The 13,007-nt window shown below is 68.6% G+C and carries 11 protein-coding genes; 6 read left to right on the forward strand and 5 right to left on the reverse strand.

Going from position 1 to position 13,007, the window contains the following annotated elements; all coding sequences use genetic code 11:
* Positions 1-22 precede the first annotated feature (22 nt).
* On the reverse strand, positions 23-1,867 hold the full coding sequence (locus NOV86_RS08660) for an SLC13 family permease (protein WP_267640942.1): 1,845 nt from the start codon (positions 1,865-1,867) through the stop codon (positions 23-25).
* Between the two features lie 111 nt (positions 1,868-1,978).
* Here NOV86_RS08660 and NOV86_RS08665 point away from each other — a divergent pair, with 111 nt between their 5' ends.
* The 4 genes from NOV86_RS08665 to NOV86_RS08680 all read left to right on the forward strand — a co-directional run bounded on the left by NOV86_RS08665 (position 1,979) and on the right by NOV86_RS08680 (position 4,587).
* Positions 1,979-2,863, forward strand: a complete 885-nt coding sequence (locus tag NOV86_RS08665) for a winged helix-turn-helix domain-containing protein (RefSeq protein WP_267640943.1) — start codon at positions 1,979-1,981, stop codon at positions 2,861-2,863.
* A 97-nt stretch (positions 2,864-2,960) separates the two neighbouring features.
* Positions 2,961-3,209, forward strand: a complete 249-nt coding sequence (locus NOV86_RS08670) for a hypothetical protein (RefSeq protein ID WP_267640944.1) — start codon at positions 2,961-2,963, stop codon at positions 3,207-3,209.
* An 80-nt stretch (positions 3,210-3,289) separates the two neighbouring features.
* Positions 3,290-3,535: a hypothetical protein gene (locus NOV86_RS08675; RefSeq protein WP_267640945.1), complete on the forward strand. Its 246-nt coding sequence runs from the start codon at positions 3,290-3,292 to the stop codon at positions 3,533-3,535.
* An 80-nt stretch (positions 3,536-3,615) separates the two neighbouring features.
* The gene (locus NOV86_RS08680) at positions 3,616-4,587 is read left to right on the forward strand and encodes a DUF5787 family protein (protein ID WP_267640946.1); all 972 of its coding nucleotides are present in this window, start codon (positions 3,616-3,618) and stop codon (positions 4,585-4,587) included.
* A 116-nt stretch (positions 4,588-4,703) separates the two neighbouring features.
* Here the strand turns inward: NOV86_RS08680 and NOV86_RS08685 are convergent, their stop codons facing one another.
* The 4 genes from NOV86_RS08685 to NOV86_RS08700 all read right to left on the reverse strand — a co-directional run bounded on the left by NOV86_RS08685 (position 4,704) and on the right by NOV86_RS08700 (position 10,265).
* Positions 4,704-5,591 (reverse strand): phosphorylase family protein, encoded by an 888-nt coding sequence (locus tag NOV86_RS08685; protein ID WP_267640947.1) that lies wholly within the window; start codon positions 5,589-5,591, stop codon positions 4,704-4,706.
* Between the two features lie 37 nt (positions 5,592-5,628).
* A complete protein-coding gene (locus NOV86_RS08690; protein ID WP_267640948.1) occupies positions 5,629-6,450 on the reverse strand; it encodes an MBL fold metallo-hydrolase in 822 nt (273 codons plus the stop codon).
* Positions 6,451-6,452: 2 nt separating this feature from the next.
* Entirely contained in the window at positions 6,453-7,796 is a 1,344-nt protein-coding gene (locus tag NOV86_RS08695) for an ATP-binding protein (RefSeq protein WP_267640949.1), read from the reverse strand.
* A gap of 222 nt (positions 7,797-8,018) precedes the next feature.
* Positions 8,019-10,265, reverse strand: coding sequence for a flippase activity-associated protein Agl23 (locus NOV86_RS08700; RefSeq protein ID WP_267640950.1), 2,247 nt, complete (start codon positions 10,263-10,265; stop codon positions 8,019-8,021).
* Between the two features lie 134 nt (positions 10,266-10,399).
* Here NOV86_RS08700 and NOV86_RS08705 point away from each other — a divergent pair, with 134 nt between their 5' ends.
* Positions 10,400-11,464, forward strand: a complete 1,065-nt coding sequence (locus NOV86_RS08705) for a zinc-dependent alcohol dehydrogenase family protein (protein ID WP_267640951.1) — start codon at positions 10,400-10,402, stop codon at positions 11,462-11,464.
* A 246-nt stretch (positions 11,465-11,710) separates the two neighbouring features.
* Positions 11,711-12,856: a thiolase family protein gene (locus tag NOV86_RS08710; RefSeq protein ID WP_267640952.1), complete on the forward strand. Its 1,146-nt coding sequence runs from the start codon at positions 11,711-11,713 to the stop codon at positions 12,854-12,856.
* Positions 12,857-13,007: the final 151 nt, after the last annotated feature.

Here is a 13,007-nt window from a genome sequence, read left to right on the forward strand (position 1 = left end):
GCCCGTCGCCGGAGGTTCACACTCAGCCCAGTGGCGGCCAGAGGACCCCGATGCCGAGTGTCGTCACGACGAGCAACACGAGTTGCAGGGGTCCCCCGACCCGCAGGTAGTCCGTGAACCGGTAGCCCCCCGGCCCGTACACCATCAGGTTCGTCTGGTACCCGATGGGTGTCATGAAGGCGGTCGACCCGGCGAAGGTACACGCCAGGACGAACGAGAAGGGGTCCACGGTCCCCGGCAGTTGCTGGGCCGTCCCGACCGCGACGGGCACCATCAACGCGACGCTCGCGACCGGCGTGATGACGTTCGCCAGCAGGCTCGTGAGCAGGTAGAACAGCGCGACCAGCCCGAGCACCGGCACCGCCGAGGCCGCGACCGACACCACGAGGTCGGCGATGTACTCGGCCGCCCCGGTCGCCTGGAGCGCGGTCGACAGCGGGAGGATACCCGCCAGCAGGAAGATGACGTCCCACGAGACGGCGTCGTAGGCCTCGCTCGTGTCGAGGCAATCGGTGACGACCATCGCGACCACGCCCGCCAGCGCCGTGATGACGATGGGGAACCGGGTGAACGCGGCGGCCAGCACGACGCCGAGCATGATGCTGACCGCCAGTGGCGTCCTGGCACTGAGCTCGGGCGCGTCGGCCGGGCCGTCGTCCGTCGCCATCCGGGTGATGACGAGTTCGCCGTCGGCCTCCAGCAGGGGGACGGCCTCGGTGCGGCAGTACAGCAACAGCGTGTCACCGGCCTCGAGGGTCGTATCGGCGAGTTCCTCGTGGATGACGGAGCTTCCGCGCCTGATTGCCATCACGCTCGCGTCGAACCGTTCCCGGAAGCTGAGTTCCCGGAGCGTCTCGCCGGCGAACGCGGCACTCGGTGGCAACACCACCTCGACGAGTTCGCCGCGGATCCAGGGCGCGCTCAGGCTGTCGCCCGTGACCTCCTCGCGGGGGAGCTGGCGGAGGTCGTACTCCTCGGCGAACCGGTTGATCTCCTGGAGGTTCGCCCGGAGCGTCAGCACGTCGCCCGGCAGTATCTCGCGGTCGGTCTTCGGCGCGATGAACACCTCGTCCTCGCGGATGAGCTGGAGGGCGTCGAGGTCCCGCCCGAGTTCGCGGAAGGCGTCGTCGAGGCGCTGGCCCGCCAGCCCCGAGGTCTCGCGGACCCGGACCTGCGCGAGGTAGTCGCTGACCTCGTAGGTGTCGGTGATGTCGAGGACGGCCTCGATGCGCTCGGGGATGAGCCGCGGCGCGACCGTCAGCAGGTAGACGCTCCCGACGAGCAACACCACGAGCCCGAGCGGAGTGAACTCGAACATCCCGATGCCGGTACGCCCCGCGATGAGGTCGCCCGCGAGGTCCGAGGCGACGATGTTCGTCGCGGTCCCGATGAGCGTCAGCGTGCCGCCGAGCATCGCCGCGTAGGAGAGTGGCAACAGCAGTTTCGACGGCGAGAGGTGGCTGTCCTCGGCGAGGTCGGTTATCATCGGGATGAAGACGGCGACGACCGGCGTGTTGTTCACGATGCCGGCCAGCGGCCCCGTCGTCCCGACCGTCGCCGCGAGCACCCGCTTCTCGTCGCCGTGGGTCAGCCGGGCGAGGTACACCCCGAGCAGGTCGACCACGCCGGTCCGCTGGACGCCCTCGCTGAGCATGTACATCGCCATGATGGTGATGGTGGCCGAGCTGGCGAACCCGAGGATGGCCGTGTCCGCGGCGACCTCGGTCCACGGTTCGAGGACGACGAGCGAGACGAGGACCCCCAGTGCCGTCACGTCGGGCGAGACCACCTCGGAGACGAACAGCACCAGCGTCACGAGGGTGACGGCGAACACCACGAGCATCTCGGTGGTGGGCGGGGGGACCATAGGTCGCCGTACTCGCGTCTCCGAAAAATAACTACCCACGTACCGTATCAGTTCTCTTACCAAAACTCGTTTCAGCGAACTACTTTATCACAGTAGCGAGATACGTCTCGTATGAGCAAGGCGAGCATCACCGACTGCGAGGACTGCGTCGAGCCCGCAGAGGCCTTCTCGGTGATCGGCAACGAGACGCGCCTGTCCATCCTCGAAGCGCTGTGGCGGACCCCGGAGCGGCCCGTCCGGTTCTCCCGACTGCACGACGCGGTCGGGATGCGCGACTCCGCACAGTTCAACTACCACCTCCAGCAGCTGCTCGGCCAGTTCGTCGTCCAGACCGACGACGGCTACGACCTCCGGTACGCCGGCGAGAAGGTCGTCCGGGCGCTGCTCGCCGGCGAGTTCACCGAGGACCCGTACTGGGACCCCTTCGAGATAGACGGGACCTGCGTCAGCTGCGGGACCACCCTCGTCGCCGAGTACGCGAACGAGAACATCAGCATCGAGTGCCCCGACTGCGGCCACGCCCACGGCGAGTACCCCTTCCCGCCGGGCGGCCTCAAGGACCGGACGAAAGAGGAGGTGATGCAGGCCTTCGACGAGCGCGTCCGGCACCTCCACTGCCTCGCCGCCGACGGCGTCTGTCCCGAGTGTGCGGGCCGGATGGAGAGCGAGATCGAACGCGGCGGCGACTGCTGCATCGGCCTCGACCTCCGCGTCGAGCACACCTGCCAGCAGTGTGGCCACTCGCTGTGCTCGGCGTTCGGCCTCCTCCTGCTCGACCAGTCCGACGCCGTCACCTTCCACCGCGACCACGGCATCGACCTGAACGACACCCCCTACTGGGACCTGCCGTGGTGCGTGAGCGACCACTCCAACGAGGTGGTCTCCGAGGACCCGTGGGAGGTCGTCGTCTCGGTGACGCTCGACGACGAGACGCTGCAGGTCACCTTCGACGAGTCCCTCGACGCGACGCGGGTCCAGCGCCAGCGCGAGCGGTAACCCGGACAGGGCGACGGGCCCCGTCCCGGTTCCCTCACGGAGAAACGAATTCTCGGCGTGAATCAGCACTTTGCTCGTCCGCGACCTAGAGAGTGACATGCGTCGCACTGTCACGAGTCTGAAAGCCGCCATCTCCCGGCGGCGGTCGCGCCGGACCGACCCCATCGACCTGGCCAACGTCGCGGTACTGGCCGTGCTGGTACTCGCCGGCACGTTGATGATGCTGGTGTGGCTCATCCCGCGCTTCGGCCTCCTGTTCGCCATCGTGGCCTGGGTCGCCGTCCTCGGGCTCGCCATCGGCCTGCCGATCCTCGCCGTCCAGTACTTCGGCGAGGCCATCGACTGACTGAAACGGATTTCAGTCCGACGGGTTACAGAAATGTAATTCAGATTACCTATTTGTGGTCGGGGTGCTACGTTCAGTCGATGATGAACGAGAACTCACACCGGAACCGCATCGCACCCTCGAACGACCTCTCGCTGGCCGCCGTGGCCGGGAAGAGCGCCCTGGCTGTCGCCGCCGTCCTGCTGGCGGTCGGCGTCGTCTTCGCGGCCCTCGCGGCCGTCCCGGCGCTGGCGCTCCCACTCGGCATCGCGGTCTGGGTCGCCCTCATCGGCGGCCTCGTCGCGCTGCCGGTGTTCGCGGTCCAGGCCATCGGCGAGGCGCTATAAGCAGCGACACACGACCACCCCGGCTGTTCTCTCCCCGTCTCGGCGCGAGGTTTTAGGCCACGGCCACCCGAGCGAGTGACGTGCGCGAATTCGGGTTCGAACTCCACCTCTGTGCGTTCCTCGAACGCGAGCGAGACGCCGTCCTCGCCCGCCAGCTCGGCGGCGGCGTCCACGGCAGCAGGCGCGTCCTCGACGTGGTCTGCGTCGAACCCGGGCCGGCCTTCGACGACCGCGCGGCCATCACCGCCGAGCGCATCCCCGCCCTCGCCATCGAGAGCGACATCGGCCCCGGCAGGGCACGGTACTACCGCGACGGGTTCGACTGCCGCCCCGACCGGGCGCGCCACGTCGTGGAGTGGGCGACCGACATCGGGTTCTTCGAGACGGAACGTCGCAACGGCCGGGACTACGTCCGCCAGACCTGCCGCTACCCGGACGACTGGTTCGGGCGCATCACGGCCATCGAGAACAAGCCCGACCTCGGCGCGCCCGGCGACCTGGAGACGCAGCTCCGCAAGGACGTGCGCCTCGGGCTGGTCGACGAGGTGGTGCTCGCGACCGAGAGCCACGTCACGGGCGCGCACCTCAACCGGATTCCGGAGGCGGTCGGCGTGTGGCGCTTCGACCCCGAGACGCTCTCGCGCGAGGTGGTCCGCGAGCCGACGGCGCTGGAGCCGGGCGAGCACGGCGTCGAGCTACTGGACGAGCACGCGGGCTGGACCGAGGTCCGCATCGCCGACCCCGGGCAGAAGGCGCGGGCGCGCCGCCGGCTCGCCGAGCGCGCCTACGGCAAGGGCTGGCGGAGCTACGACTTCCCGGGCTGTGCCGCGGCCGCGGAGACGACCGTCGCCGGCGGTGGCGGCGTCCCCTACTGCGAGTGGAAGGGCCGGGTCGTCGACCCCGGGAACGAGTGCGGGCCGGACTGTCCCGGGTACGAGGCGGCGGACCCGCCGGTCGTCGACGGGGAGGCAGAGCGCGACCGGCGGACGCCCTGGGTCGCCGACCCCGAGGGGCAGGCGCGGCGACAGTCGGGACTCGACCGGTTCACGTAGGGCGAACAGACGACGATGGCGGGGTGGCGCGAACGGGGTCGCCGTGCAACCGCGGACCCGTCCGCGTCGATGAATCAGGGCACACCGCGCATGGCCGCGGCCTCGTACTTGAACCGTCAGTCGAGTCGTGCGTCGACCAGCGTGCTCGCGACCCGGACCGCGTTCTCCAGCCCCAGTTCGAATCCGACCTCGAAGTCCTCGTCCGCGAGGCTGTCTTCGACGGACTGCCCCGGCTTCGGCCGGTCGAAGTTCGCGATGCCCCGGACGCTCAGGTAGTCGTCGAGTCTGTCGAACCTGGCGAGTGCGCTCGCTGCGGCAGCATCCTCCATCTCGGTCGCACAGTAGGTCCCGGCGTCGTACCTGTCGCAGAGCCACTGGACGCGCTCGGCGAGGACGCGGCCGTGCCAGAACTCGTCGCCGCAGACGTTGGTACCGACGAGGAGGCGCGGGTCCGCGTGGGCACCCCGGCCCTCGTACTGTTCCCGGTGTGTCCTGACCGCCGGGTCGTCCGCGAGGTCGGTGTCGTCGGCACGGGCGACCGCCCAGTCGAGCAGGTCGGGGTCGGGCCGGTGGACGTGGTCGGCCTCGCGGTACGGGTTCAACTGGAGGGGGACGCCACCCTCGCCCTCGGCGGCGTCCCAGCGGACCTTCACGTCCCAGTCGACGATGGCCTCGGCGAGGACGACCGACCCGATGGTGGTGTCGGTTGGTGGGCCGCCCGCGACGCCGACCGAGAGGAAGAGCGTGTCCGAGAGGTCGAGGTCGGGGCTGGCGAGCGCCGCGGCGAGCGTGGTCGCGGTGTTCGCCTTGCCCATCCCGGTCGGGAGCAGAGCGAGGCCGGCGCTGTCGCTGTCGGTGTCGGTGTACCGGAGCGGGTCGGGCGCACCCGGCAGGTCGTACTCGCGGGCGAGGTCGTAGCGGTCGAGCCACGGTTCGCGCTCGTCGAGCACGTCGGCGTCGTGGACGAACGCGGGGAGGACGAGTGCCGCGGGGGCGATGGACATGTGTCGGCTGGCGGGTGGGACCGAGAAACGTCTTTCGTCAGAGCGAGAAGGTCTCGCCGTCGACCGCGATGGGGTCCGCGAACGCCTGCTCGACCGGGTAGTAGTGCGCCGCGTGGACGATGCGCGTCTCGCTGGCGTCGAGGTCGTCCGCGAGAGCGAGTGCGCCCTCTCTCGTCATGTGCTTCGTGCCGAAGGTGTAGTAGACGTCGTCGTGCTCGTGCTTCCCGCCGAGGGGATGGTACTTGCAGAGTTCGCTCGGGACGATGCCGTCGGCGAGCAGCAGGTCCGGGTCGGCGAGCACCTCGCGTGCCTCCGCGGGCAGGCCGTAGCTCGTGTCACCGGACAGCGAGAGCTTCGCACCGGTCTCCGGGTCCTCGATGCTGAGCCCGTAACAGACCAGCGGCGGGTGGTCGACCGGGACCAGCGTCACCTCGAACCCGCACGTCTCGAACGTCTCGAGGGGGGCCTGCGGGTGGACGGTGACGGCGTCGAGGTAGTCGTACTTCCGCGAGACGGTGTCGGCGACGCTCTCCTCGGTGACGGGGTCGGTCTCGTTCGCGGCGTACACGTCGAGTTCGTCGAACAGCCGGTAGGCGTTCCCGAGACCGTCGAGGTGGTCGAAGTGGATGTGCGAGATGACCATCGTGTCCGGCAGGGAGACGCCCTCGCGGAGGAACTGGTACCGGAAGTCCGGGCTCGCGTCCACGAGCAGCGACTCGTCGGTCCGCTCGTTGTAGACGTGCACCGAGAACCGGGTGCGTTCCACGTCGCGGCGCCGCGCCTCCTCGCAGGTGTCGCAGTCGCAGCCGACGGTGGGCGTCCCCGTGGTGTCGCCGGTCCCGAGCAGCGTCACCTCCATGCTCAGTGGTCGTGGTCGTCGTGGTCGTGGTCGTGGTCGTGGTCGTGTCCGCTCCCGTCACCGGCGACGAGCGCGTCGCTGTCGTCCATCATGTCGAGGTTCTTCAGGTTGTCACGCTCCTCGAAGTCGGCGACGGCCTCCTCCAGGTCCTCCTGCGTGAGCGTCGTCCGCTCCTCGGTGAGGGCGTCGAGTACGGCCTCGCGCATGACGAGCCGGAGGTCGCTGCCGGTCAGCCCCTCCGTGATGTCGGCGATGGCCTCGGGGTCGAACTCCTCGATGTCCATCGCCCGGGTGATGATGCGGAGGATGTCCGCGCGCATCCCGTGGTCCGGCTTCGGGAAGTTGACGATCTCGTCGAAGCGCCGCCAGGCCGCCGCGTCGAGCTGGTCCGGGTGGTTGGTCGCGCCGATGAGGAGCACGTCGTCCTGGATGAGCGAGACGTCGTCGATGCTCTTCAGCAGGGTGTTGACTGCGCGCTTGATGGCGTTGTGCTCGTCCCCGCCGCGGGTCTTCGCGACGAAGTCGAACTCGTCCATGAACAGGATACACGGCGAGAGCCGCTTGGCGACCTCGAAGGTCTTCTCGACGTTCTTGGCCGTCTCGCCGAGGTACTGGCTCGTGATCATCGAGAGCTTCACCTCGACGAAGGGCAGGTCGAGTTCGTACGCCAGCCCCTTCGCGGCGGAGGTCTTCCCCGTCCCCGGCGGGCCGACGAACAGCAGTTTGCCGATCTCGCGCAGGCCGATCTCCGCGAGGTAGTCGCGGTGCTCGATGGCCTTGACGACCTTCTGGATCTCCTCCTCCTGCTCGGTGGTGAGGACGATGTCGTCCAGCGTCTGGTCGATCTCCTCGGGTGCCCGGATGTCCACGAGGTCGAGCATCTCCTCGTCCTCCTCGTCCTCGAACATCTCGTCGAGCAGCGAGTCGATCCAGACGCGGTCGGCCTGGATGGGCCGGTTGGCATCCCGGGCCGACCCGTAGCTCACGTCGACGTCCTCGTCGTCCTCGAAGGCGGACGCGAGCACGGGGTTCTGGAGGAGCATCGCGTCGTCCGCGCGCTCCTTGAACCAGCGCTCGGCCATCTCCGGCTGCGTGAGGTTCAGTTTCCCGGAGAACTCGTCGCGGTCGGTGAACATCAGGTCGGAGACGGCGTCCCACGGGTGGTCGATACCCGTGGCCGCGCGCGCCGTCTTGTTCGTGACCGTGAGCGGACGCTCGACCGTCCCGTCGGTGTAGAAAACCCGGCGATAGCGAGGGGGAAGGTCGTTCTCGTCCAGCGCACGGTCGTTCGTGTACACGTGGGCTGTCAACAGGAACTCGACGACCGATAGCGCCGCGGTACTCATTCCCCGTAGCGTACTTGCCACACGCGCTTAAGACCGTCGAACTCCGCGGTATCCGCGCTTCTCGTGGGGCGAGAGCACGTGACAGGGGAGCGCCGCGCTACGCGGCGCTGGCGTCGAGAGAACCGGTCTGGCGCGTGCTGCCCCGGTGCGAGCGATAGCAGGCCGTCGAACCAGGGTCACACGAGGGGCGAAGAACAGCCAGGAGGAATCGACGACGCGACCTCAGCCCGCGAACCGCGGCCCTGCTGCGACCGGTCCGCGAACCGGTTCGACCGTCCGGCCGGGGGCGACCGCAGCAGGCTCGATAGCTGTGAGGTCACTCGACGGGGGCGCGAGCGATGCGGACCGGTCTGGGTCCGCCGAATCGCTCGCGGACTCGTTCAGCGCCGACTCGTCGATGTAGATCATGAACGGCGTCCCGGGCCCGTAGCCCTCGTCGGTCCGGTTGGTGGTCAGGAACCGCTGGAACTCGCGGGCCTCGTAGCCGTTCTCCAGCGCCCAGTCGTGTATCTCCTCGGCGTCCTGGCTGTTGTTGCCGTTCCCGATGGCGATGATGACCGGGGGCTGGGTCTCGTTGAGCGTGCTCAGCGACAGCGTCGAGTCCCAGTTGAACGCGGCGTCGGGGTCGTCGAGCGCCCGATGCTGGTACATCTCCATGTACCACATCAACGTCCGGCGTTCGAAGTAGCCGCCGCCGGCGTGTGGTTGCAGGTTCTCGGACTCGTTCGAGACGTAGTACTTGTTCCCGTAGAACATCACGTCGGTCTCGTCGGGGCCGCCGTGCTGGTAGCCGACCCGTTCGACGTCGGCGAGCGTCGGCTTCAGGTCGGTACTGGAGGACTGGGCGTACTGGATGAGCGAGTTGTCGGGGTCCTGTGGCTGGGCGTAGACGAGGTTGCCGGCCGGGACGGCGATGAACATGAGGACCACGAGGACGACCACGGCCGAGAGCGCGACGCCGACGGCGTCGTCGTCGGTGAAGGCGTCGATGCCCCACCGGAAGACGATGGCGAGGCCGACCGCGGCCGGGATGGCCAGCGGGAAGATGGCGTGGGTGGTCGCCCAGCCGGCGCGGATGTCGGTCGCGATGGGGTAGCCGAGGATGCTGACGAAGCCCCAGTACGCACACAGCGCGACGAAGTCACGCGGGCCGTGGTTGGAGTACCGGTCCACGATGAACCCGATGATGGCGAACAGCAGGACGACGAGTGCGCCGTCCAGCATGACCGTCACGTAGTGCTCGAAGAACTGGAGGAACGGGTTGCCGTGGCCGCCGCCCCAGGTGCCCAGGAACTCGTTCCAGGAGCCGACGAGGGACTCCCAGACGATGGCGCCGAACATGCCCACGTCGGCGGTCCCGATGGCGTGCCAGAGGCCGATGTCCATGCCGGCCTGCTCGGGGCCTGGCCAGCCGGCCACGCCCTCCTCGGTGAAGCCGCCGCCCCGTGGCGCGTAGAACAGCACGATGATGGCGACGAACTCGACGACCAGCGAGAACGCGAAGCCGACCGACTGCCAGTTGCCGCGCCACCAGCCGAGGTGGCGGTCGACGAGGGCGCCGCCGTTGGCGCGCCGGAGCTCGGCCCAGCTCCCGCGCAGGTCGAACGGCGCCAGCCAGTCGAGGTAGTCGACGAGGACGGTGAGGGTGGACTCGCCGCGGGCCGGTGCCCGGAACAGCCGGTGGTCGAGCAAGAGCGCGGCCGCGCCGAGCCAGCACACCGGGTAGAGCAGCACGTTCTCCTTCGTCGTCATGGCGAGCGCGAAGACGCCGACCCCGGCCGCGAGGTGCCAGCGCCGGCGGTCGTCGGCGTAGCGCAGGAAGAACCCGAGTGCGAACGCCGTGAACACGACCAGCGGGATGTCCTCGCGCATGAACCGCGAGTAGTACAGCAACACGGGGTTGAACGCGAACAGCAGGCCGAGCGCGACGACCTCGGTGTCGCGCAGGTGCTTGCGGTAGAGCCACGCCGCCAGCGGCATGGACGCGCCGAGGATGGCGGGCACGAGTCTGGACGTGAAGTCCGAGGGCCCGAGGAACTGGAAGACGTACTTGTTGACGTGGAAGAGGAACGGTCCGTGGACGATTGGTCGGTACTCCCAGACGCCGCTCTCGAGGTACCTGAGGATCCAGTACGCGACGCGACCCTCGTCCTGGTGGGCGACGCGTTGGCCGAGCCACACCAGTCTGGCGACCAGCCCGAGGACGGCGAAGACGACCAGCGCGCCGAGTGCCTTATCGGTGGAGGCGAAGGGGACGAGGCTGTCCCGGCGGCTGGTCTGCTCGGCTGCTCCATCGGCGGTGGACTCGTCCGCGGGCGACTGCTCGTCCGCGACGGCCGCGGCCGCGGACTCGTCGGCGGCCGGCCGCCCCGGTTCGTCGACCGACTCGGCGCTCCCGCTGGCGCCGCCGTCGGCCTGGGGGGCGTCGGCCGACGGACGGTCTGGCGAGTGCGGGGACTCGTCTGACATTAGTGGCGCAGAGTAACACGGCGGGTATACGCTTTTTGGGTTCGGCTGGCGGCCGGTTCCGGGCCGCTCGCGGGGCGGTGCTTGCGTAGACAGGGTAAAGAATCGTGTGGTGTGCAAACAAATACCATGTTGCCATGCAGGCAGTCGTACTCGAGGCATTCAAGGAACCGCTCCAGGTGCAGGATGTCGACCGGCCCGAGGTGACACCGGAGGGCATCGTCGCCAGGGTCGACGGTTGTGGCGTCTGCCGGAGCGACTGGCATTGCTGGCAGGGGGACTGGGACTGGTTCGGCTACCGGCCGGACCCGCCCCACATCCTCGGCCACGAACCATGCGGAACCGTCGTCGAGGTCGGCGAGGACGTCGAGTCCGTCGCCGAGGGCGACCGCATCGCCATCCCGTTCAACTTCGCGTGCGGGAAGTGCACCCTCTGTCGTAACGGGCGAGAGAACATCTGCGAGAACCACGTCGGCCTCGGCTTCATGAACGAGGCACCGGGTGCCTTCGCCGAGGAGGTCCACGTCCCGAACGCGGACATCAACGCCGTCCCGCTGCCGGACGGTATCGCCACCGACACCGCCGCCGGCATCGGCTGTCGGTTCATGACCTCCTACCACGCGATGGCCCACCAGGGCGACGTCGGCGACGGCGAGTACGTCGTCGTCCACGGCTGTGGCGGCATCGGCCTCTCGGCCATCCACATCGCCGACGCGCTGGGGGCACACCCCATCGCGGTCGACATCATGGACGAGAAACTGGAGAAGGCGAAGTCACTGGGGGCGGTGGCGACGGTCAACGCCGAGGCGACCGACCCGGTACAGGAGGTCCACGACATCACCGACGGGGGCGCCGACGTCTCGGTCGACGCGCTCGGCATCGCGACCACCTGCCGGAACGCGGTCGACAGTCTCCGGAAGGGCGGCCGCCACGTGCAGGTCGGGCTGACCACCTCCGAGGAGGCCGGCGAGGTGGCGCTCCCGACCGACGAGTTCGTCGCCAAGGAGATCCAGTTCGTCGGTTCGCTCGGACTCCAGCCTTCGCGCTACCCGGAGATGCTCCGGATGATCGACAGCGGGAAGCTCGACCCGACCGAGCTGGTCGAGAAGACCATCGACATCCACCAGGTGCCCGACGAGCTCGCCGCGATGAGCGACTACGACACCATGGGCATCCCGGTCTGCAACGACTTCAGCGCCTGACCCGGCGCACCACGCCGCCCCCGGGCGGCACCCGTTCTCACCGCGTCGCAGCCACCCGACGACCGTCGAAACGATGCAACTTTTGCAGGGTTGAAACCGGGCAGCCGCCCGGAACGCACGTCGAAACCTCACGCGATAGCCCGCGAGAGGGGCCGCCGCGCCACTGCCCCCAGCGGGAGTAAACTCCTGGCCAGATTACTCGGGGTTCTACGGTGATTTAAGGGGCAGGACCACGAGGTACTCATCATGGCAGCGAACACGCCCGTCATCGCGGCAGCGTACCGGACACCGCAGGGGAAGAAGGATGGGGTCTACTCGGAGATCCGCGGCGAGGACCTCGCCGTCCCCCTCATCGACGAGATCCTCGCGGACACCGGTCTCAGCGGCGAGGACGTCGACGACCTCATGTGGGGCTGCGCCCAGCAGCGCGGCCACCAGGACAACAACGTCGCCCGCGTCATCGCCCTCATGTCCGAACTCGGCGAGACCGTCCCGGCGACCACCATCAACCGCTGGTGTGCTTCCTCGATGCAGTCCGTCATCTCCGCCAGCGACGCCGTCGCCGCGGGCAACCGCGACTGCGTCATCGCGGGCGGCTTCGAGCACATGACCAACGTGCCGATGGAGGGCGGGATGGACGGTCGGAGCTTCCACCCCGACTTCCAGGACATGTACAACATGATCGAACTCCAGATGGGCATGACCGCCGAGAAGGTCGCCCGGGAGTACGACATCTCGCGCGAGGCCCAGGACCGCTACGCCGTCCAGAGCCACCAGCGCGCCGCGGCCGCCACCGAGGAGGGCCGCTTCGACGACGAGATCATCCCCATCGAGACGCCCGAGGGGACCGTCTCCGAGGACGAGGGCATCCGGCCCGGCACCGACTTCGAGACCCTCCAGGGCCTCCCGACCGTGTTCATGGAGGACGTGACCGCCGGGAACTCCAGCCAGATCTCCGACGGTGCAGCCGCGACGCTCGTCACCTCGAAGGAGTTCGCCGAGGAGCACGACCTCGAGATCCTCGCCGAGGTCGGCATGAACAACGTCGCCGGCGTCGACCCGACCGTCATGGGCATCGGCCCGGTCCCGGCCACCCGCGGCCTGCTCGAGCGCAACGGCCGTGACATCGAGGACTACGACCTCGTCGAACTGAACGAGGCGTTCGCCTCCCAGACCGTCTACGCCCGCGACGAACTCGGCATCGACAACGACATCTTCAACGTCAACGGCGGCGCCATCGCCATCGGCCACCCGCTGGGTGCCTCCGGCGCCCGCCTGCCCGTGACGCTCATCCACGAGCTCAGAAAGCGCGGCGGCGGCCGCGGGCTGGCGACGCTGTGTGTCGGCTTCGGTCAGGGTGCCGCCATCGAGTTCGAAGTCGAAGGCGAGTAAGGGCGTTCGCGGTCACTTCTCTTCCCAGCATTTGCGAGCGACGAGTGAGTTCAGTGCGGAGACAGTTCCCGGCGAATCGTGTCTGTTCCCGTGACAATCACGTTCCCTGATGTGTCCGTGGTCCGTCCCTGGCTGCGAGATGGCTTCCCAG

Origin of the sequence: Haloarchaeobius amylolyticus, assembly GCF_026616195.1 — an archaeon.
Lineage (GTDB): Archaea > Halobacteriota > Halobacteria > Halobacteriales > Natrialbaceae > Haloarchaeobius > Haloarchaeobius amylolyticus.

Excerpts from the sequence above, each read along its gene's own strand:
- NOV86_RS08660 (WP_267640942.1), bottom strand. The coding sequence starts at position 1,867 with ATGGTCCCCCCGCCCACCACCGAGATGCTCGTGGTGTTCGCCGTCACC.
- NOV86_RS08665 (WP_267640943.1), top strand. The coding sequence starts at position 1,979 with ATGAGCAAGGCGAGCATCACCGACTGCGAGGACTGCGTCGAGCCCGCA.
- NOV86_RS08670 (WP_267640944.1), top strand. The coding sequence starts at position 2,961 with ATGCGTCGCACTGTCACGAGTCTGAAAGCCGCCATCTCCCGGCGGCGG.
- NOV86_RS08675 (WP_267640945.1), top strand. The coding sequence starts at position 3,290 with ATGATGAACGAGAACTCACACCGGAACCGCATCGCACCCTCGAACGAC.
- NOV86_RS08685 (WP_267640947.1), bottom strand. The coding sequence starts at position 5,591 with ATGTCCATCGCCCCCGCGGCACTCGTCCTCCCCGCGTTCGTCCACGAC.
- NOV86_RS08690 (WP_267640948.1), bottom strand. The coding sequence starts at position 6,450 with ATGGAGGTGACGCTGCTCGGGACCGGCGACACCACGGGGACGCCCACC.
- NOV86_RS08695 (WP_267640949.1), bottom strand. The coding sequence starts at position 7,796 with ATGAGTACCGCGGCGCTATCGGTCGTCGAGTTCCTGTTGACAGCCCAC.
- NOV86_RS08700 (WP_267640950.1), bottom strand. The coding sequence starts at position 10,265 with ATGTCAGACGAGTCCCCGCACTCGCCAGACCGTCCGTCGGCCGACGCC.
- NOV86_RS08705 (WP_267640951.1), top strand. The coding sequence starts at position 10,400 with ATGCAGGCAGTCGTACTCGAGGCATTCAAGGAACCGCTCCAGGTGCAG.
- NOV86_RS08710 (WP_267640952.1), top strand. The coding sequence starts at position 11,711 with ATGGCAGCGAACACGCCCGTCATCGCGGCAGCGTACCGGACACCGCAG.